General features: G+C 49.5%; 19 protein-coding genes. 8 read left to right on the forward strand and 11 right to left on the reverse strand.

The genetic code is table 11. The annotated features are described in order from the left end of the window. Window positions 1–4 precede the first annotated feature (4 nt). From ACSTTG_RS10385 to ACSTTG_RS10400, 4 genes are all read left to right on the forward strand, one after another. Window positions 5–967, forward strand: coding sequence for an NAD(P)H-dependent oxidoreductase (locus ACSTTG_RS10385; RefSeq protein WP_438474744.1), 963 nt, complete (start codon window positions 5–7; stop codon window positions 965–967). Between the two features lie 107 nt (window positions 968–1,074). Further along, entirely contained in the window at window positions 1,075–2,034 is a 960-nt protein-coding gene (locus tag ACSTTG_RS10390) for a LysR family transcriptional regulator (protein ID WP_438474745.1), read from the forward strand. Window positions 2,035–2,200: 166 nt separating this feature from the next. Further along, a complete protein-coding gene (locus tag ACSTTG_RS10395) occupies window positions 2,201–2,716 on the forward strand; it encodes a porin family protein (protein ID WP_438458460.1) in 516 nt (171 codons plus the stop codon). A gap of 106 nt (window positions 2,717–2,822) precedes the next feature. Next, on the forward strand, window positions 2,823–3,344 hold the full coding sequence (locus ACSTTG_RS10400) for a hypothetical protein (protein ID WP_438474746.1): 522 nt from the start codon (window positions 2,823–2,825) through the stop codon (window positions 3,342–3,344). Between the two features lie 75 nt (window positions 3,345–3,419). Here the strand turns inward: ACSTTG_RS10400 and tdh are convergent, their stop codons facing one another. The 7 genes from tdh to ACSTTG_RS10435 form a co-directional block, all read right to left on the reverse strand. Continuing rightward, the gene (gene tdh / locus ACSTTG_RS10405) at window positions 3,420–4,451 is read right to left on the reverse strand and encodes an L-threonine 3-dehydrogenase (protein WP_438474747.1); all 1,032 of its coding nucleotides are present in this window, start codon (window positions 4,449–4,451) and stop codon (window positions 3,420–3,422) included. Between the two features lie 121 nt (window positions 4,452–4,572). Next, window positions 4,573–5,766: a glycine C-acetyltransferase gene (locus tag ACSTTG_RS10410; protein WP_438474748.1), complete on the reverse strand. Its 1,194-nt coding sequence runs from the start codon at window positions 5,764–5,766 to the stop codon at window positions 4,573–4,575. Window positions 5,767–6,176: 410 nt separating this feature from the next. After that, window positions 6,177–7,553, reverse strand: a complete 1,377-nt coding sequence (locus ACSTTG_RS10415; RefSeq protein WP_438474801.1) for a sensor histidine kinase — start codon at window positions 7,551–7,553, stop codon at window positions 6,177–6,179. Window positions 7,554–7,567: 14 nt separating this feature from the next. Next, complete coding sequence (locus ACSTTG_RS10420; protein WP_438458455.1) at window positions 7,568–8,314, reverse strand: response regulator transcription factor; 747 nt, start codon at window positions 8,312–8,314, stop codon at window positions 7,568–7,570. 87 nt (window positions 8,315–8,401) lie between these two features. Beyond that, window positions 8,402–9,106 carry a spondin domain-containing protein gene (locus tag ACSTTG_RS10425; RefSeq protein WP_438458454.1) on the reverse strand — a complete coding sequence of 235 codons (705 nt, stop codon included), beginning with the start codon at window positions 9,104–9,106 and terminating at the stop codon, window positions 8,402–8,404. A 10-nt stretch (window positions 9,107–9,116) separates the two neighbouring features. Continuing rightward, window positions 9,117–9,800 (reverse strand): spondin domain-containing protein, encoded by a 684-nt coding sequence (locus ACSTTG_RS10430; protein WP_438458453.1) that lies wholly within the window; start codon window positions 9,798–9,800, stop codon window positions 9,117–9,119. A 128-nt stretch (window positions 9,801–9,928) separates the two neighbouring features. Beyond that, a complete protein-coding gene (locus tag ACSTTG_RS10435) occupies window positions 9,929–10,636 on the reverse strand; it encodes a trypsin-like serine peptidase (protein ID WP_438474749.1) in 708 nt (235 codons plus the stop codon). A 117-nt stretch (window positions 10,637–10,753) separates the two neighbouring features. Here ACSTTG_RS10435 and ACSTTG_RS10440 point away from each other — a divergent pair, with 117 nt between their 5' ends. Beyond that, window positions 10,754–11,671: a LysR family transcriptional regulator gene (locus tag ACSTTG_RS10440; RefSeq protein ID WP_438474750.1), complete on the forward strand. Its 918-nt coding sequence runs from the start codon at window positions 10,754–10,756 to the stop codon at window positions 11,669–11,671. Here ACSTTG_RS10440 and ACSTTG_RS10445 read toward each other — a convergent pair. Beyond that, entirely contained in the window at window positions 11,660–12,055 is a 396-nt protein-coding gene (locus ACSTTG_RS10445; RefSeq protein WP_438458450.1) for a cytochrome b562, read from the reverse strand. The two genes, ACSTTG_RS10440 and ACSTTG_RS10445, sit on opposite strands and share 12 nt — an antisense overlap. Before the next feature lie 84 nt (window positions 12,056–12,139). Continuing rightward, on the reverse strand, window positions 12,140–12,883 hold the full coding sequence (locus tag ACSTTG_RS10450) for a phosphatase (RefSeq protein WP_438474751.1): 744 nt from the start codon (window positions 12,881–12,883) through the stop codon (window positions 12,140–12,142). 432 nt (window positions 12,884–13,315) lie between these two features. Between ACSTTG_RS10450 and zwf the strand changes: the two genes are divergently transcribed. Genes zwf through gnd form a run of 3 tightly spaced genes read left to right on the forward strand, consistent with a single transcriptional unit; the run spans window position 13,316 to window position 17,020 of the window. Next, window positions 13,316–14,818, forward strand: a complete 1,503-nt coding sequence (gene zwf, locus ACSTTG_RS10455; protein ID WP_438474752.1) for a glucose-6-phosphate dehydrogenase — start codon at window positions 13,316–13,318, stop codon at window positions 14,816–14,818. Then, complete coding sequence (gene pgl, locus ACSTTG_RS10460; protein ID WP_438474754.1) at window positions 14,815–15,531, forward strand: 6-phosphogluconolactonase; 717 nt, start codon at window positions 14,815–14,817, stop codon at window positions 15,529–15,531. Before zwf ends, pgl begins: the two co-directional genes overlap by 4 nt. Before the next feature lie 40 nt (window positions 15,532–15,571). After that, window positions 15,572–17,020, forward strand: coding sequence for a decarboxylating NADP(+)-dependent phosphogluconate dehydrogenase (gnd, locus tag ACSTTG_RS10465; protein WP_438474755.1), 1,449 nt, complete (start codon window positions 15,572–15,574; stop codon window positions 17,018–17,020). A gap of 134 nt (window positions 17,021–17,154) precedes the next feature. On the opposite strand, the gene ACSTTG_RS10470 is transcribed toward gnd, so the two are convergent. Further along, window positions 17,155–17,604, reverse strand: a complete 450-nt coding sequence (locus tag ACSTTG_RS10470; protein WP_438474803.1) for a YHS domain-containing (seleno)protein — start codon at window positions 17,602–17,604, stop codon at window positions 17,155–17,157. 146 nt (window positions 17,605–17,750) lie between these two features. Beyond that, window positions 17,751–18,590, reverse strand: a complete 840-nt coding sequence (locus ACSTTG_RS10475; RefSeq protein WP_438474756.1) for an alpha/beta hydrolase family protein — start codon at window positions 18,588–18,590, stop codon at window positions 17,751–17,753. Window position 18,591 lies beyond the last annotated feature (1 nt).

The following is an 18,591-nucleotide window of genomic DNA, read 5'->3' on the forward strand; positions in this document are numbered from 1 at the left end:
TACCATGAGCCAAGTTGTTGTTATTTCAGGTCACCCAGATCTTGCTTCTTCTCACACCAATACTGTGATCCTAAAAGAGCTACAAAACAAAGTAGATAACATCGAGATACGCCGTCTAGACACGCTCTACCCTGACTACCAAATCGACGTAGAGGCTGAGCAAGCCGCACTACTAAAAGCCGATGTGATCGTGCTGCAGTTCCCATTTTACTGGTACTCGGTGCCGGCATTGATGAAGAAGTGGCTCGATGATGTGCTTAGCTATAACTTTGCTTATGGCTCAAAAGGCGACAAACTGAAAGACAAAGAGCTAATCACCTCTTTCACCATTGGTGGGCCAGAGGAGTCTTATGATCCGCTCGGTTATAACCACTTCACCATTGAGCAGCTAATTTTACCAATACAGCAAACCGCCTATCTGGCAGGTATGCGCTTTAACAAACCTGTTTATACACACCGCATGGTCTACATTCCCGGTGTCTACAACGAGCTTGAGGAAGTACAAGGTCGCGCCAAGCAACACGCTCACCGCGTTGCTGATTTGATCACTGAGCTGACTGAATCACCAGCAAAGCTTATTGAAAAGTTTGTTGCCAACTGGTTTAAACAACTTGATAGTTTGCCGCAGGAAACTGCTTATTATGAGCCGCATCTAGCAGAGGGCTTTGTAATGAATATGCCAGAGGGCACCTTCAATGGTTTAGAGGGCTTTCGTGATTGGTACGGTCAAGCACGAGAGACTTTCAAGCCAAACTGCCAGCACATCGTGGAGCAGATTGAAGTCAAACCTAATGGTGATGACTTCCAAGTTGAGTTGCGAGTTCGCCTGCAAGCAGAGACTTTTCCTCACTCCGTGTTTGAAGGGCAAGCCATCAACCTGTTGGTCAATGAAACATGGCAAGTAAAACTAGGCTCTCAATCGGACGTTAAACTGCACAATTACACTGTCGAACTTGTGCAAGGGTAACGGCATACAAAAGCCCCAAGTCTTTGTTGCTTGGGGCTTTAAGTACCCATCACCAGCAAAAAACGCTATAGTTAAACCATATGACTTGTCTTGGATTTTTCCTATCTATGGCTAAAGATTTGTACCTCACACTCGACTTAAACCTGCTGCGAACCTTTCTTGTCCTGCATCAGGAGCTCAATATGAGAAAAGCCTCTGGTCGTTTGCACATCTCTCAGCCAGCACTTAGCCAAGCGTTGAAAAAGCTCAGAAATCACTTCGATGACCCGCTGTTTGTTAAAGTGCCTTCAGGACTTGAGCCGACTTACTTTGCCAACGAATTGGCAACCAAGGTGGCCCCCCACTTAGATGGCTTAGCAAAATCCCTCAATACGCTGCAAAAGTTCGAGCCGGAGCAAGTTGATCAAACCCTGCGTATTGCCCTATCGTCTCTTATTGTTAGCTCACTCGCAGGCTCACTGTTTGCGCAGCTCAAGAGTAAGGCCAAAAATGCCAATATTGAGTTAATCCTGTGGAACCAGAGTACTGAAGACAAAATTCGTACGGGTGAAGTGATCCTTGGCATCCATTACAACCTACGACTGCCAAAAGATATCTATCACCAAAAGCTGATTGACATAAGGGCCCAAGCGATTGTCAGAAAGGAGCATCCATTGGCCGGTCGCCCCATCGATATGAAAGATCTAGAAGCCTATGAGTTTGCTTCTGTGGTCAGTGCTGGCTGGAATGACAACTTCAACTATGCCGCAAATGTCCTTGCCGAGTACGATATCAACATCAAAACTGGAATGCGCGCCGAGGATGCGCTAACCATACTCAATGTGGTTGAACAAACCGACATGATCTTACCCCACTCCAACCTTTTCCCGCTTTACAGGTACCCAGCGTTTACCTCATTGGATATCGCGCAAATTGAGCAAGATGAGAATCCATTCATTTATCCTATCTACGCGCATTTTCATACCAAAAACCTTGATAGCCCGCTAATCCATTGGTTGTTAGAGGAAATCACTCAACTCATGCAGGATCAAACCGCTCGTGTTGAGCAGTTCCTAGCGCGACGCTAACCATCTACCTTCCGACTCACCTGATAAGAAATGCTTATTAGGGCTATTGCACTTTACAATTAGCACTTAAAGTGCGTGCCTCATACAATCCCGCATTGAAAATTAGGGACTTAACGCCCCACGGAAGAAAAAAGGGCCTCTATTTACATAAATTGGAATTTATTAGATGAAATTTTTACTTCCGGCCTTGATTAGCAGTGTCGTTCTTTCAGCTGGTGCATTTGCCAACGACTTTAGTGGCCACCGTGTTGGTTTGGGTTACTCTAAAACAGAGCTAGATTTAGGCGATATAAATGTTGAGTGGGGAACGGGTATTAAGCTTGAGTATGGTTATGACATTAACCAGATCTTTGGTGTGAATGTATCTTACGCTAAACATAAAGAGAGTGATAGGTATGCATCACTTGATGGTAGCACATTCAAAATTGATACCGACATTGGTTACAAGTTTGTCTCAGAGGGCTACTCCATTAAGCCATATGCTGCAATTGGTCTAGCATTCTTGGATGAAGACCTCAAAGTGGATGATGTTAAAGGCAACATCACTGAGAACACGATTTTTGTTGGCCTAGGTCTACGTGCTGACATTGGCGATCATTTCTATACCGATCTTCGCGTCGACATTCCAAGCTTTTACGAAAATTTTGACCAAGCATCCGTAACATTTGGTTACCGCTTCTAATCACTGGTCATTGAGAACATCGTTCTCGATAAAGTAGACAAAGCCCCCTTTCGGCAATGCTTGCAAAACAAAACCACCGTCACACACGGTGGTTTTTTTAATATCAATGCGAAGTAACGTTATCTATTTCGATTCAGGTAACTTGATAGAGTATGTACTTGATGAGAAGAGTAAATACTGCGGCAAGATCTTAACCTCACAGCAAAGCTATGACGTTAATGGCGATCTAAGATTTGATACAACGATTGAGGTTGAGTATGTCGATTATCAACAAGACTTTGTCAGCCAAACCTTCACTCGTTACGATGATGAACTCTGGTTGCTTTACCCTGATTGCCAACAGACTATTCAGTCGTACGATGGGTATTACCAAACCAATTCATCAGCAGAACCAATGGAGTATTGGCGAGTTCAGCAAGAAATGGCGCACCGACTAGATTGGCGCGATGACTTAGGCTGCCACACCGCGACTGCGATTGAACAATGGCAAGTACACGATTATCTTGCTGCCAACTCCGTGCTTCAGTTTACTGCTATGGCTGCAGAAAACGGTGCTTTTCAACCAAAAGAGTTGATATCAATTAACGATCCTGATGTGCATGAGCACTTAAGTATCGTTTGTCACTAGACAAAAAAAAGTCCCAAGTTCAACTTGGGACTTTTCTAAAGATAGATTTACGCTAGCCAGTTCTTCCTGACTGCACTATTCCCAATCAAGAATCACTTTACCTGACTGACCGCTACGCATCACATCAAAGCCTGCTTGGAAGTCATCAATCTTGTAGTGGTGAGTGATGATTGGCGATAGATCGAGACCTGATTGGATCAGTGATGCCATCTTGTACCAAGTTTCGAACATCTCACGACCGTAGATACCCTTGATCACCAGGCCTTTGAAGATCACCTGGTTCCAGTCGATGCCCATGTCTGATGGTGGAATACCTAGCAGTGCGATACGACCACCGTGGTTCATGGTTTCTAGCATGGTGCTGAACGCTGCTTGAACGCCTGACATCTCAAGACCCACATCGAAGCCTTCTGTCATGCCTAGCTCGTTCATCACATCTTTCAGGTCTTCTTTCGCTACGTTAACCGCGCGAGTCACACCCATTTGACGTGCCAAGTCTAGGCGGTATTCATTCACATCCGTGATCACCACGTGACGTGCACCCACGTGCTTAGCCACTGCCGCAGCCATGATACCGATAGGGCCAGCGCCTGTGATCAGCACGTCTTCACCGACAAGGTCAAAAGACAATGCCGTGTGAACTGCGTTGCCAAACGGGTCAAAGATTGATGCTAGATCGTCTGAGATGCCTTCAGGGATCTTGAACGCATTAAATGCTGGGATCACTAGGTATTCGGCAAACGCACCTTCACGGTTTACGCCCACACCGATGGTGTTACGACATAGATGAGTACGACCACCGCGACAGTTACGGCAGTGACCACAAGTGATGTGACCCTCGCCAGACACGCGATCGCCTACTGCAAAGCCACGTACCTCTTGACCGACTTCAACCACTTCACCCACATATTCGTGACCGACAACCATAGGCACAGGAATGGTGTTTTGTGACCACTCGTCCCAGTTGTAGATGTGAACGTCAGTACCACAAATTGCGGTCTTCTTGATTTTGATAAGCAGATCGTTGTGACCGATTTGTGGCTTATCCACCTCAGTCATCCAGATGCCTTGCTCAGGCTTTAGCTTAGATAGTGCTTTGATTTTCATAACTTTTACCTAGTGTTGCTGCCAGTCAAAAGATGCGACTGACAGCAATAAAAACTCTTTACCGTATTCAAGGTAGTTGGGTGTGTCTCTAAAGTGCAACTAACCCAAACTGCCGGGCAACTTAGATGATGCCCATCTCTTTACCGACTTCGATAAACGCGTCGATGGCACGGTCTAGCTGCTCTGGAGAGTGAGCTGCTGACATTTGAGTACGGATACGTGCTTGGCCTTTCGGTACCACTGGGAATGAGAAGCCTACTACGTAGATGCCTTTCTCTAACGCGCGCTCAGCAAACTCTGCCGCTACTTTTGCATCACCTAGCATGATTGGGATGATCGCGTGATCAGCACCGCCCATGGTAAAGCCTGCACCTTCCATGCGAGTGCGGAAGTGTGCCGAGTTCGCCCATAGGCGATCGCGCAGGTCACCGCTCTCTTCAAGTAGCTCAAGCACACGCAGTGAAGCGTTAACAATCGCTGGTGCCACTGAGTTTGAGAATAGGTAAGGACGTGAGCGCTGACGTAGCCAGTCGATCACTTCTTTCTTACCTGAGGTGTAGCCGCCTGAAGCGCCGCCCATGGCTTTGCCTAGCGTACCAGTAATGATGTCGATGCGATCTACAACGTCGTGGAACTCATGCGTGCCCGCGCCGGTTTTGCCCATAAAGCCAACCGCATGCGAGTCATCTACCATGGTCAACGCGCCGTACTTGTCTGCAAGGTCACAGATAGCTGGTAGGTTTGCTACCACACCGTCCATTGAGAATACGCCGTCCGTCACGATCAGGATGTGGCGTGCGCCTGCTTCTTTAGCTGCAATCAGTTGCTGCTCTAGCTCAGCCATATCGTTGTTCGCGTAGCGGAAACGCATCGCCTTACACAGACGGACACCGTCGATGATTGACGCGTGGTTCAGCGCATCAGAGATGATCGCATCTTCTTTGCCAAGAATAGTCTCGAACAGACCTGCGTTAGCATCAAAACATGATGTGTAAAGGATAGTATCTTCTTTACCCAGGAAGCTTGATAGCTTCTGCTCGAGGTCTTTATGAATATCTTGCGTACCACAGATAAAGCGCACTGACGCCATACCAAAGCCGTGCTCATCCATACCTGCTTTACCCGCTTCAATAAGCGCAGGGTGGTTAGCTAGACCTAGGTAGTTGTTCGCACAGAAGTTCAGTACTTCTTGGCCGGTTGAGATCTTCACTTCAGCTTGCTGCTGTGAGGTGATCACGCGCTCAGACTTGTACAGACCTTCGGCTTTTACACCTTCGATCTGCTGTTGAATTTGTTGGTAAAATGCAGAAGACATTAATTGTTCCTTCCCGATTAGCTCGCAGATAAACCCTTGAGCAATGTGACTTGAGCCTTTATGTGACAAGGATCACAGGCTGTTTGTTATCAATTAAGTCTAGTGTAATTCAAGGGACCGATGAGGATTATCCCCCTGCATGGAAAAGCATTCATGAATCTCAGGCACGAATCAAAATACAGGTTCGAGGTGCGGGGACGGGCGGAGCCCTTCGAGGAGCGAGTAGCTTAGCACGCGTGAAATATTCCTTGCATCTCTAGAAACGAAGTGAAAGGCCTTTACCATCTTCAAAAGAATAGGCGAACGACATGCTGAGCCCGCCGAGAAACGCTGAATTTACGCCACGTGACATACTCCTCGAACCCCGGAACGAAGTGAAACCCGCTCCTCGGAACGCAGTGATACTGGTTTCAGCCCGGGGCGTTGAGGCAAAAACGCTGCTCATACTGGTCATCTGTTTGGTGGGTTTCTAGCACGCTGTAGTGGAGCATTAGGATGGATTTGACGATGCGGGTGCCGATGCCTAGGGAGCCACTTGGGGCGTCGGTGTCGACTTGGTTGCGGAAGGAGAAGTGGATCTTGCCGGTTTGTTGCTCTAGGGTGACCTGACACGCTACTTTGGTATGGGCTGGGCTGTGACGTAGGGCGTTATCAAGTAGGTTTAAGACTAAGCGCTCGAGCAAATGGCGATCGCCTATGGTTTCGATGCCGTTATCTATTTTTAGCTCTAACTCGACACTGCGGCGTAAAAACTGGCTGCGCATCATCTCTTTGCACTCCTCCAGTAAGGGCTTGATCGCCACTAACTGATATTCATAGCTCGGCAGGACGGAGTCTTTGCGCGCGGTATCGAGCAGGGATTCTAGCTGCGCAGAAAGCTTTTCACAGTTTCGGTAGGCGACATCAATCAGAGGGTCTCCCTGTGGCTGACCTATCTTCCAGGTTTCTAAATAACCAAGCACACTCGACAGTGGGGTTTTTAAGTCATGACTGAGCTGAAATAGGCTCTGTTTGCGGGCTGAAGCCTGATATTCGAGCAGGAGAAACTGCTGCTGAATATGCTTAGCCATGAGTTGGTACGACTCAGCAATCGGGATCAGCTCGGGTACTTGGTGGGTAAAATCAGCGGTGAGGCGAAAGTCTTGCTCGGCCTGCTGCTGCAGTTGCTCGGTGACCTTATGAATGGGATTGAGAAGGCTGCGTTTAACCAGCCAGTATGCACCGAGGGCAAAGCCCAAAATAGAGATAAGCACCAGTCCGGTTAACGCTGAATAGTGGCTGCCGACAATCGAATCGGCGATCACCCCGTGGCGAGTACTGCCAATCACCACATACAGATACCCAACCACTGAGCCAAACTCCTCAATAGCGGCAACGGAAAACACCTTGCCTTGCTCAGGGTTCCGCGGATCTTCACCAAGAATTGGGAAGGCATCACCAGCGAGAAAGCGTTTGATTGGAGCGAGGTCAATCTCACCCATCATCTGCGCGCCCTCTGGCGCGGCATGGGTGGTGATCTTGCCCTGACTGTCGAGAAAATAGATCTCAAAGTCCGGGCCGATCAACATCAAGGTGTGGAAGATGGATTTGAGTGCCTTGGGGTTGTAATCAGTGCCGATCATCAAGGGGTTGTCATCGCGCATATGGCTGGCAAGGTCTTTATGCAGGCTCTGCTTGGTTACTTGTTCGGTGATCTCGCGCTGCCAATTGTAAGTGGCGGCAATCGCCACTGTCGCAAGGCAAAACCAGATGCTGGTGAAGATCACCAGTCGAGACTTAAAGCTCATCGAATTCATTGTCGTTATCCCTGCGGCTGAAACTTATACCCCACTCCCCAAACCGTATGAATAAACTGCGTCTCGTCCGGTGAGCGCGATAACTTAGTGCGCAGGCGATTAATCGTGCTGCACACGGTATGGTGATAGCCCGCGTGGTCGGTGTGCCATACATGTTCAAGCAGCTCATCCTTACTGAATACCCGTCCTGGGCGAGCGGCGAGAAACTGCAGCAAGGTGAACTCGGTCGCGGTAAGGTTGACTTCCCTGTCATTGAGAGCTACTCGGTGTAACTCGGGGGTGATGGTTAGATCACCAAAATGCATAATATCCTGCGCGGTCTCACCAGGCTCATTCTTACCAGAATTCGTCGCCGAAAGGTTTTCGCATGAGCGGCGCAAAATGTTTCTAACTCTGGCCTGAAATTCAAGCACGCTAAAAGGCTTAGTGATGTAGTCATCTACGCCGGCTTCCAGCCCTTCGACCTTTTCCATTTCACTGCCTCTTGCGGTGAGAACCAAAACTGGTGTCCAGTTATTCTCTTGGCGCAAACGCTGGCAAACGTCCAGCCCATCGCCATCGGGGAGACCACGGTCTAATACGATCATATCGAAATTGCCTGCAGCATATTGCTCGAATGCTTGTGCGCAGCTCGACACACGCGTGGTCTGGTGCCCCTGAAACTTGATGTGCATTTGTACTAGCTCAGCGAGGTCGTCATCGTCCTCAACCAATAGTATCGATGCCACCTGATTGTTTGCTTGCACTAACATGGCTCCTCCTCACCTTGCACTCATCCACACTGACATGACCGAGGTGAGAAGAAGTTTCTTTCATTTATTTTTTCAAGCGGGTAATGTTTATTCCAAGCGGGTAATCGTTAGCCTTGCACCTGGGTTTAAGAAGCGATGCTGAGCATTGAGCGCTGAGGTTGCTAGACCATCATCTTGTGAGATCACGCCAGAGTGAAACGTCACGCGATCATCGTCATTGCGCTCGGCATTAAATCCCTCACCGCCACCAGCCGGTCCCGGAATCGTCTCGGCTAACTCATCGTTGGCCTCAGTGCCCGCATCCCAAACATTCATGTTCATCTGATAGCTCTCTCCGACCTCGAGATCCGCCACCGAGATACCCGTTTCACCGACAAAGGCATCGTTGGTGTTAACCAACATGGTCGCGACCGAAAGGTAGTTAAAATCACCATCAATGGTCAGCTCAACCGAATCCGAGTTACCCGGTAAAAGCAAGCCGTTGCCAGAAATGGCATGGTCAATATTGCTGTCGCTATCCATCAAAGCCATCAGCTCGGCATTACTCCCAGCCTCAGCCAAATGTTCAAGTTCAACCGACGCACTGCTACCCACCTCAAACAGAGTAAATTCACCGTTGTGAGTCATGATTGCTAGTGGCGACATTGGCTGATCAACAGTCAGGTTAGACACGCTAACGCTAAAGCGACTGGTAGTGTCGAATACCGCAGCTGTATTGTTGTCATCGTCGTCATCAGGACAACCGGCTAACGCCACAATAGACCCCGCGATGAGTAAGATACGATGTTTCATATCAGCCTCCTTACTTCACGATGATAGTGATAGTGGCAACAGGGTTGAGCCAACGATGGGCGCTGTTATCCAGATCGCTGATCCCGCCAGTTGGGTCGCTATCCCCTAAATTACCAGGATGGATATGCACCTTATCATTGGTCACTTCAGTCTCAAGGCCCGAGCCATTAGTGCCAAAGGTGATAAAAGGTGGGTTAGGCATGTTGCCTGCGATCTCATCATTGGCCTCGGTACCAGCATCATAGCCGTATAGCGCTGCGTGATAAGTACCTGGCGTTGAAGGGATCGCCCAGCTGTCTAGGCCAACAAAGCCATCATTAGTCGGAAGTAGCATAGCACCGAGTGACAAGTAACCTAACTCACCACTATCAAGATCAAATGTGGTGCTGATGCCTGGGTTTAAAATGCCACCGGCTGGGTTTTCAACCACCACACCACCGGCATTGCCAATCACGCCTGAGAGCTCAGAGATATCGCCCTCTTCTGCCATCAGCTCCAAGCCACTTGAGGCCACCTCACCGGTGCGGAACATAAACAGATCGTCGTTGTGCGCGGCAACAAGCAGTGGTGTGAAGTAAATACCTTTGGTGGCATTAGTAATGGTAATTTCCATCTCTGCCGCGTGGGCTATTGATGAGCTCATCGCCACAGCGGCGGTTGAGACAAGTAATCCTAGTTGATTGAGTTTTAGCATCTTGATTCCATCCCTATGTTTGTCGAACACCCTAAGCATGGAAATCAAATCTAGCGATTCGCTCATCAAATTCTCATAAAAGTCTCACAATCCCGTCACGAAATAATTCTTCTTTTTAATTCAGAACTTTAAAGCTGGCGACAAGCCCTTGGTTTGATGTGTTTGGCAAAAGCGCGGGACGGCACCGCCATTTGCCGCAGGCGCTGCTGTGAATCTTTGGCCTGAGCAGAGATTAGGCCTACTAGGTGCCACTGCCCACGCTCGCGGCGAAGCAGAGGGGCGCCGGAATAGCCAGACTCGACGTGACAGTTTTTTAGTCTTAGTGCAGTATTTTCTCTCGGTGGCAGAGCATATTCACAACCATGACTGGCCACTTGCTGATGCGGAGTATTGCTGCCATAACCGAAGGTCGACATAGTTTGAGTTGTTGCTGGCTTGTGGTCAATCTCGAGCGGCTCGATATTGCAACCAATCGGCGTGCTCAGTGTCACCACCGCCCAATCATTGTAGAGAAACTTCTCATCGAACTTGCCTGAGGGGAAGCTCTTTACACCAATCACATAACTCCGTGCCATGGATGACAAGCGATAACTGCCATCTTGATAACCGGCATAAAAGTTAACATAGGAGGGATGGTAAAGCTTGCGCGTCTTGCTGTTAAACAAGCAGTGCGCAGCTGTGACGATTTGATGGCTACTGAGCAGCGTCGCACTGCACTGCTTTCGTCCTGCCTCTAGGCGCCCTATAGCAATAATCTCCGCCGATTTGGCCCATGCGCTCAGGCTCGAACCACTTAGAAGTAACCCTATCAGCACATTCCTTGTTGCAGATTTCACGGCATAAGCCTCAGATTAACAGTTAAATGAGTCTTAAACTTAGCGCATACTGCGCAGCTTGCTCGGGGAAAAAGTGTGTTAGTATCACCGCATTGATTGTTGCTGGCGCCTTTTTCTATGGTAAACCCCAAGCTGATTGCACTGCTTCCTGACCTGGCCTCCTACATTCTCGTCGTCAACGAGGGCAGCTTTACTGCGGCCGCAAAAAAACTCGATGTCTCCCCTTCAGCGCTAAGCAAGCTGATGACTCGATTAGAGAAGGCTCTCAACGTCAAGCTGATCCAGCGCACTACACGCAAGCTGATCGTCACCGAGTCGGGTCGCCGTGTCTATGAGCAGGCCTCATTAATGCTCAATGCCGCTCAGCAAGCGGTTGAGATCTCGACCATCGATCACGCAGAACCTGTCGGTACCATCACCATAGCGGCACCTGAAGCGTTCCTTAACTCGGTGTTACAACCCTTTATCAAGCCTTTTCTCGAACAATACCCAGGCATCAATCTGCATCTAAGAGCTATGGATGGCGAGATTGATCTGTTCAAGCATGGTATTGATGTGGCGTTCAAGCTCACCGACCGCCCGGATGAGGCCTTAGTGCTTAAGGAGTTAAGTAAGACTGAGTTGGTATTGTGCGCTAGCCCTGACTACCTCACTGACAAAGGCATACCAACCCACCCCGAGCAACTGGCGGGGCATGAGTGTCTCTACTTAGCCGAAACCAACAACGACAATGTTTGGACATTTATTCAAGGCAAACAGCAACATGCCGTTGAGGTCAGCGGCCGTTATGCGGTCAATCACTCGCAGATGCGCCTTAACGGCGTCAAGCAAGGACTAGGGATTGGCCTATTTCATGACTTTGTTATTAAGCAAGCGCTCGAAGAGGGTGAAGTGGTGCAGGTGCTAGAGGATTGGCATATCAAGAGTAACTACTACGGCGCGATTGCGATGCAATACGCGCAAACCCAGTATATGCCGGCTCGGCTGCGCGTATTTATCGATTACATCGACCAGCACCTCGACCTAACCAAATAGGCGACGCCAAATCGACGGATTGCGTTTTTCGTGATACTCAATCCGCAGCGCATCAACCTGACGTAAGCTGTGCTGTGCTTGGTCAAGATCATCAGCGTCGAGGTGTGCATTCACCTCTTCAATCACAGCCGTTAAGCGTGCAAAACCCTCAAGATAATGCTGCTGTTTCTCCTCAGGGTAATCAGCTCGCTGGGACGCTTTGATTAGCTCATTCAATTGATTGACAGAGGCTCGCATTGTCTCGACACTGCTTGCCTCCGCTGCCTGCTTGAACGACAAGCGCATCTCTTGCATGTTGGCTTTTAGATCAAAATCTGCCGCTGCATGTCCACTGACAAATAGCAAGGTGAGCATCAGTGCTCTTAGCATGATGAGTTTCTCCATTTCTCTACAACTAATACGCTAACTCACATTAGTAACATTAAATCTCTTGCAGAGAAATGGCCGACAGCACAAGCTGAATCGAAACTATAATCCAGCAAACTCCTCGATGGGCGCTCGACCTCGCTGCTCTAAAAATCCCGTGAACTGCTTAACGCTTGCAGTGATCACCTGCTCTGCTGGAATACCAACCTGCTCGAGGAGATCTTTGACTAGGTCAAGATTACCCACCGCAGTGCAGTAATGAGCATCACTACCTGTGGTGATTGGCGCTCCGGCGCGCTTGGCCACATTAGCAATCTCAAAACAGCGCTCGATACTGCCAACACGGCTGTTACCCAGCAAAGTGGTGTTGTTGATCTCAATCGCCACCTGATGCTCAGCTGCGCAGTGGATCACCGATTCAAAGTCAAAATCAAAATTTGGGTTACCTAGATGCCCAAGCGCGTCGATGCGGCCAGAGCGGATCGCATTAAGCAGTGCCTCAGTATGAGTGCTGGCGTTGGCAGGACGGAAAACCGGCTCGTGAAAACTAGCAATAACCCAGTCGAGGTTGCGGTCGACGGTTGGGTGCAAGTCAATTTCCCCTTCTGTGTTGAGCAAGTTGGCTTCCACACCACGGACAATGCCGACGCCATCAATTAAGCGAGGCAAGATTCTCTGATTAGAAAAAAACCAATAGTGAGGCGCGCCTGGCATCGACTCTGCGTGGTCGGTGGTACACAACAGCTTTAACCCACTGGCTTTGGCGCAAGCCGCATTTTCATTCAAGGTACTGTAGGCATGCCCACTGGCATAGGTATGGGTGTGAGTATCAACAACTAGCTGCAATTTCTTTTCCTCAAATCAGGATTTTGGTCTCGTTTAGCTAAGTGTACACCAGCTAAACGACAGATTAATGATCATCGCGTGCTTACCAAGCTGAGTGTCCGCCCGACCTAACGCGTGAGCATGACGCAAACGTTTGGCTTAATCATCATACAATTGAACTTAAAATGGCTCTAAAAGGTTGATGTATATCAATTTGTCGTAGACAATAGCACCTCATTTAGTAGCACGTCAGTGTCGACATTATAGAAAAAACCTATTGAATCAATAGCTAATATCGAATGTCACCTTCTACGCTGCCTTGATAGGTTTAGTAGATAACTCAATGGATGACGGTAAACTGAGTAGAAACTGCGCAGATTATCGCCATTCACCTAAACTGACGAAGATTGATTATAAAAGTGTTCTTCACCTCCCCTGATGAAAGGAAAGATGATGGTAATACCTGAAAACAGCTGCATCGTGATTTTTGGTGCTTCTGGTGATCTCACCTACCGTAAACTAATCCCTGCGCTTTACCATTTGTACGCAGACAAGCAGCTTCCCGAATCCTTTGCCATCCTAGGTGTCAGCCGTACTGAGTACAGCGATGAGTCTTACCGTGAAAAGTTGAAGAAGTCTTTGCTTGAGATGGAGCAAACCGAGCCAGAAGCGCTGGATGCCTTCATCAACCACCTGCACTACCAAGCGATCAACACCTCTGACGCTTCCGATTATGCCAAGCTTAAGCACCGCCTTGCCGACCTCCGTGGTCAGTATCAGTTTGAAACGGCGAATACTCTCTACTACCTCGCAACGCCGCCTAGCCTATACAGCGTGATCCCAGCTAACCTGGCCGCGCATGGCCTTAACAGCGAAGACGACGGCTGGAAACGCCTGATCGTTGAAAAGCCGTTTGGCTACGACCTGGCATCGGCTCGTCAGCTGGATAAAGACATTCACGAGCACTTTGAAGAGCACCAAATCTACCGTATCGACCACTATCTTGGTAAAGAGACAGTACAAAACCTGTTGGTGTTCCGCTTCTCTAACGCCATGTTTGAGCCGCTTTGGAATCGCAACTACATCGAGTATGTCGAGATCACCGGTGCTGAGTTCCTCGGCGTAGAGGGCCGTGGAGGCTACTACGACGGCTCCGGTGCAATGCGTGATATGTTCCAAAACCACCTGCTGCAAGTTCTGGCGATGGTGGGTATGGAGCCACCTGCGCAGATCAACGCCGATGCGATGCGTGATGAAGTGGTTAAAGTTCTCCAGTGTCTTAAGCCGCTGGATGAGTACGACCTGCGCAACAACCTTGTCTTGGGTCAATACACCGCCTCTGACGTGCGCGGAGAGCACTTGCTTGGCTACCGTGAAGAGCCGGGCGTTGCCGAAGACTCGCGCACCGAGACGTATGTCGGCCTAAAAGCTTACATCAACAACTGGCGCTGGAATGGCGTGCCTTTTTATGTGCGCACAGGCAAACGCCTACCAACCCGCGTGACTGAGGTGGTGATCCACTTTAAGAACACTCCGCATCCAGTGTTTGGTCAAAACGCACCGGAGAACAAACTCATCATTCGTATCCAGCCGGATGAGGGTATCCAGATGAGCTTTGGTCTCAAAGAGCCAGGGGCTGGCTTTAAGGCCAAGGAAGTGAAGATGAACTTCCACTATACCTCGCTGCAAGAAACTCATATGCTTACCGCTTACGAGCGACTGCTGCTGGACGCCTTGAACGGTGATGCCACGCTGTTTGCTCGTAGCGATGCGGTTGAGGCGTGCTGGAAGTACGTACAACCGCTCCTTGATTTCAAACAAGACCCACAAGCGCTATTTGGATACGCTTGTGGCACATGGGGCCCCAAAGAAGCCGATGTGCTCCTCTATCGTGATGAGCGCGCTTGGCGATTCCCATGTAAAAACCTAACTGACACGGACTACTGCGAACTATGATCAACCATAAGATCTTTCAAACCGCTGACCAAGTAGTAGAAAGCCTCGCCAACGATATGAAGGCGTTTAGCGAGCTTGGTCGCCCTGTACACATTTCTCTGTCGGGTGGTAGCACCCCTAAGATGCTGTTCAAGCTGCTTGCGACAGATACCTATGCCACCAGCATTGCCTGGCAAAACCTGCACTTCTGGTGGGGTGATGAGCGCTGCGTGGCACCGGATGATGCAGAAAGCAACTATGGTGAAGCCAACGCGCTGCTGTTTAGCCAAGTCAACATTCCAGCTGAGAACATCCACCGTATTCGCGGTGAAAATCAGCCAGAGCAAGAAGCACTGCGCTTTGCCAATGAAATGAGCGACGTGATCCCAACACAAAACGGCACCCCAGTGTTTGACTGGATCCTGCTTGGTGTGGGCGCAGATGGTCACACGGCCTCACTTTTCCCAGGTCAAACAGACTACGCAGATCAAAACCTAGCGGTATTGGCGTCGCACCCTGAGTCAGGTCAGATTCGCGTATCGAAAACTGCTAAGGTACTTGAAGCGGCTAAACGCATCAGCTATCTGGTGCTCGGCGCGGGCAAAGTGGACATTGTAGACGAAATTCATACGACTCCTGCGAGCGAGTTGCCTTACCCGGCAGCCAAGATCCAGTCTACGACTGGCGTAACAGAGTGGTACTTAGATTCAGACGCAGCGGCGAAAATCGCGTAACGCGGTTGCTCGTCCAAAAAACGACAATTGGAGACAACGAATGAAAGGTGATATCGGTGTAATTGGCCTAGCTGTAATGGGTCAAAACCTTATCCTAAACATGAACGACAACGGCTTTACCGTTGTGGCTCACAACCGTACGGCTGCGAAGGTAGACGAGTTCCTAGAAGGCGCTGCTAAGGGCACTAACATCATCGGTGCTTACTCTCTTGAAGAGCTAGTAGAAAAACTAGAAGCCCCGCGTAAAGTGATGCTGATGGTTCGCGCAGGCGAAGTGGTAGATAAATTTATCGAAGCACTGGTTCCACTGCTTGATAAAGGCGACATCATTATCGATGGCGGTAACACCAACTACCCTGACACCAACCGCCGCGTGGCAGCGCTGCGTGAAAAAGGCATCCACTTTATCGGTGCTGGCGTATCTGGTGGCGAAGAAGGTGCGCGCTTTGGTCCATCTATCATGCCAGGCGGCTCTGAAGAAGCATGGCCAGCAGTAAAGCCTATCTTCCAAGCGATTTCAGCCAAAACTGACGCAGGCGAGCCTTGCTGTGACTGGGTTGGTAACGACGGTGCGGGTCACTTCGTTAAGATGGTGCACAACGGTATCGAATACGGTGACATGCAGCTGATCACCGAAGCGTACCAATTCATGAAAGACGGCCTTGGCATGTCGAACGACGAGATGCAGGCGGTATTTGCTGATTGGAACAAGACTGAGCTAGACAGCTACCTAGTGGAGATCACGGCCGACATCCTTGGCTACAAAGATGAAAACGGTGAAGCGCTGGTTGAGAAAATCCTGGATACTGCGGGCCAAAAAGGCACTGGTAAATGGACTGGTATCAACGCCCTTGATCTAGGCATCCCACTAACACTTATCTCTGAATCAGTATTCTCTCGCTGCCTATCGGCACTGAAAGAGCAACGCGTGGAAGCAGAGAAGCTATTTGGCAAGACCATCACGCCAGTCGAAGGTGACAAGCAAGAGTGGGTTGATGCACTGCGTCAAGCACTACTAGCTTCAAAGATCATCTCTTATGCACAAGGCTTTATGCTAATGCGTGAAGCGTCAAACGAGAATGGCTGGGATCTGAACTACGGTAACGTTGCCCTGATGTGGCGCGGCGGCTGTATCATTCGCTCAGCATTCCTTGGCAACATCCGCGATGCGTTTGAGAAGAACTCAGAGCTAGCGTTCCTAGGCTCAGACGACTACTTCAAGAACATCCTAACTGGTTGTCTTGCCGCATGGCGTAAGGTGTCAGCGAAGTCACTAGAGGTGGGCATCCCAATGCCTTGTACTATCTCTGCACTGTCATTCCTAGACGGTTACACGACTGCTCGCCTACCAGCAAACCTGCTTCAAGCGCAGCGTGACTACTTCGGTGCTCACACTTACGAGCGTCTAGACCGTCCACGTGGTGAGTTCTTCCACACCAACTGGACTGGTACGGGTGGTGATACGGCGTCTACGACTTACGACGTATAATATTCAGTAGCGAGGAGCGGGTTTCACTTCGTTCCGGGGAACGATTAGTTCAACGCACGAGTGTGATATCCCACTTCTCGCCTCTCATAACCTCGCCCTCGTAGGGCAAAGCCCGTCCCCGAACCTCGTACCTTTTATTCTCTGAGTAATCTCGGCCAATTGCGATCCCCTTTCGCAATATTGCCCGGAATATCCTGCTGCCAGTCTCGCTGCACAGATTTGCTGTAGTTGAGGTATAACTTGCCATCGACCACTGACCACGCATTCGGGTCAATTTTCGCAGTGTAACCTTTGCTCACAGCCCATGCGCAGTAGCCGCCATATTGGGGGGCGTATTTTTGTGGATCGTCGATAAACTTCTGACGATTTTGTGCCGAAGAGAAGTACCAGTCGGCGCCGTTCCATTGATAGCGGAATTGACGTGTACCTTCAATCGGCATGGACTGAGTAAAGTAGGCAACTGGATCATAGCCTTTAATCGCCTTTCCAAAAAAATCACTGTAGACCGGTTCGAGTGCCAGTGCTGGCTGGGTGAGCCCGATAGCGAGAATACACGCTGCCAATATTCGTTTAATTACTTTCATCATGACCACTCCCTGTGAGTTAATTAATCTAGATCGACTATGAGTTAATAGAGTACTTGGGTATATAGACCCGAGTCCGCAGCAAAACTTTCACTTTGCCTCCAGACAAAATGGCCTCAGGTGACGTCACACCGAGATAAACAAGGTTAATCCGAAGATGAAACCCGCCCTAGGTCAAGAAAGTCCAACACTCGCTCAAGACGCTCATGTCGGATATCGGAGTTACGATCCATAAATGGGTGGTCATAATTTTCGCCATCATAGACTAGCGCACCGCGTGCCTTGGCAACCTGACGAAACTCTGCGGTCATTTGCTCAGGTGTCACGTCATCACGCTGTCCTGTGATCACCATTAAGTTGTGCGCGTTAGCAGGAAGGTTCTCGATCGGATCGAACTTGATCGGACAACCATACATCGAGATCCGACTGGGACTGGAGTCGATCACTGCACGATCAAACTGCCCACCGCGGCCAATCGCGTTCGCCACCACGATACCGCCCATGGATACCCCATACAGCAGAGCACGCGAGTAATCTGCATTGAGGTATTCAAGTAGCTCTAGGCTATCCTCAACAAACGCATTGATCCGGCGTTTGCCCTCAGATTGACCATAGCCACGATAGTCATAGATATAAACATCATAACCACGTTGGGCAAAAGGCTTGAGAGCGAGAATGGTTTGGTCGGCAATCATGGCATTACCTAGCGCCATCCATACAAAACCCTTGGGCTCTCGCATCGTCCCATCCTCGTGATGGGCATTATAACGATAGCCACGCAGGACTCTGTCATCCAAGGTGTGAAATTCAACTGGCTCAATAAGAGGTTGGCCAGCCACATTGTCTGGGTTGGCACTCGGCGCGGCTGCACTCCACACCTGAAACGAAAAACGCTCTTGGAACCAGCCGCAAACCGTCACCTCTCTGTCGGCAAGAGTTTCAAAACTCACCAGACTCAACAAACACATCAGCCAAATCGACTTCATA

It is taken from the genome of Vibrio glycogenivorans (genome assembly GCF_051660965.1).
GTDB lineage: Bacteria > Pseudomonadota > Gammaproteobacteria > Enterobacterales > Vibrionaceae > Vibrio.

Coding starts and splice junctions, on each gene's coding strand:
- ACSTTG_RS10385 (WP_438474744.1), top strand. CDS start 5: ATGAGCCAAGTTGTTGTTATTTCAGGTCACCCAGATCTTGCTTCTTCT.
- ACSTTG_RS10390 (WP_438474745.1), top strand. CDS start 1,075: ATGGCTAAAGATTTGTACCTCACACTCGACTTAAACCTGCTGCGAACC.
- ACSTTG_RS10395 (WP_438458460.1), top strand. CDS start 2,201: ATGAAATTTTTACTTCCGGCCTTGATTAGCAGTGTCGTTCTTTCAGCT.
- ACSTTG_RS10400 (WP_438474746.1), top strand. CDS start 2,823: ATGCGAAGTAACGTTATCTATTTCGATTCAGGTAACTTGATAGAGTAT.
- tdh (WP_438474747.1), bottom strand. CDS start 4,451: ATGAAAATCAAAGCACTATCTAAGCTAAAGCCTGAGCAAGGCATCTGG.
- ACSTTG_RS10410 (WP_438474748.1), bottom strand. CDS start 5,766: ATGTCTTCTGCATTTTACCAACAAATTCAACAGCAGATCGAAGGTGTA.
- ACSTTG_RS10415 (WP_438474801.1), bottom strand. CDS start 7,553: ATGAGCTTTAAGTCTCGACTGGTGATCTTCACCAGCATCTGGTTTTGC.
- ACSTTG_RS10420 (WP_438458455.1), bottom strand. CDS start 8,314: ATGTTAGTGCAAGCAAACAATCAGGTGGCATCGATACTATTGGTTGAG.
- ACSTTG_RS10425 (WP_438458454.1), bottom strand. CDS start 9,106: ATGAAACATCGTATCTTACTCATCGCGGGGTCTATTGTGGCGTTAGCC.
- ACSTTG_RS10430 (WP_438458453.1), bottom strand. CDS start 9,800: ATGCTAAAACTCAATCAACTAGGATTACTTGTCTCAACCGCCGCTGTG.
- ACSTTG_RS10440 (WP_438474750.1), top strand. CDS start 10,754: ATGGTAAACCCCAAGCTGATTGCACTGCTTCCTGACCTGGCCTCCTAC.
- ACSTTG_RS10445 (WP_438458450.1), bottom strand. CDS start 12,055: ATGGAGAAACTCATCATGCTAAGAGCACTGATGCTCACCTTGCTATTT.
- zwf (WP_438474752.1), top strand. CDS start 13,316: ATGGTAATACCTGAAAACAGCTGCATCGTGATTTTTGGTGCTTCTGGT.
- pgl (WP_438474754.1), top strand. CDS start 14,815: ATGATCAACCATAAGATCTTTCAAACCGCTGACCAAGTAGTAGAAAGC.
- gnd (WP_438474755.1), top strand. CDS start 15,572: ATGAAAGGTGATATCGGTGTAATTGGCCTAGCTGTAATGGGTCAAAAC.
- ACSTTG_RS10470 (WP_438474803.1), bottom strand. CDS start 17,604: ATGAAAGTAATTAAACGAATATTGGCAGCGTGTATTCTCGCTATCGGG.
- ACSTTG_RS10475 (WP_438474756.1), bottom strand. CDS start 18,590: ATGAAGTCGATTTGGCTGATGTGTTTGTTGAGTCTGGTGAGTTTTGAA.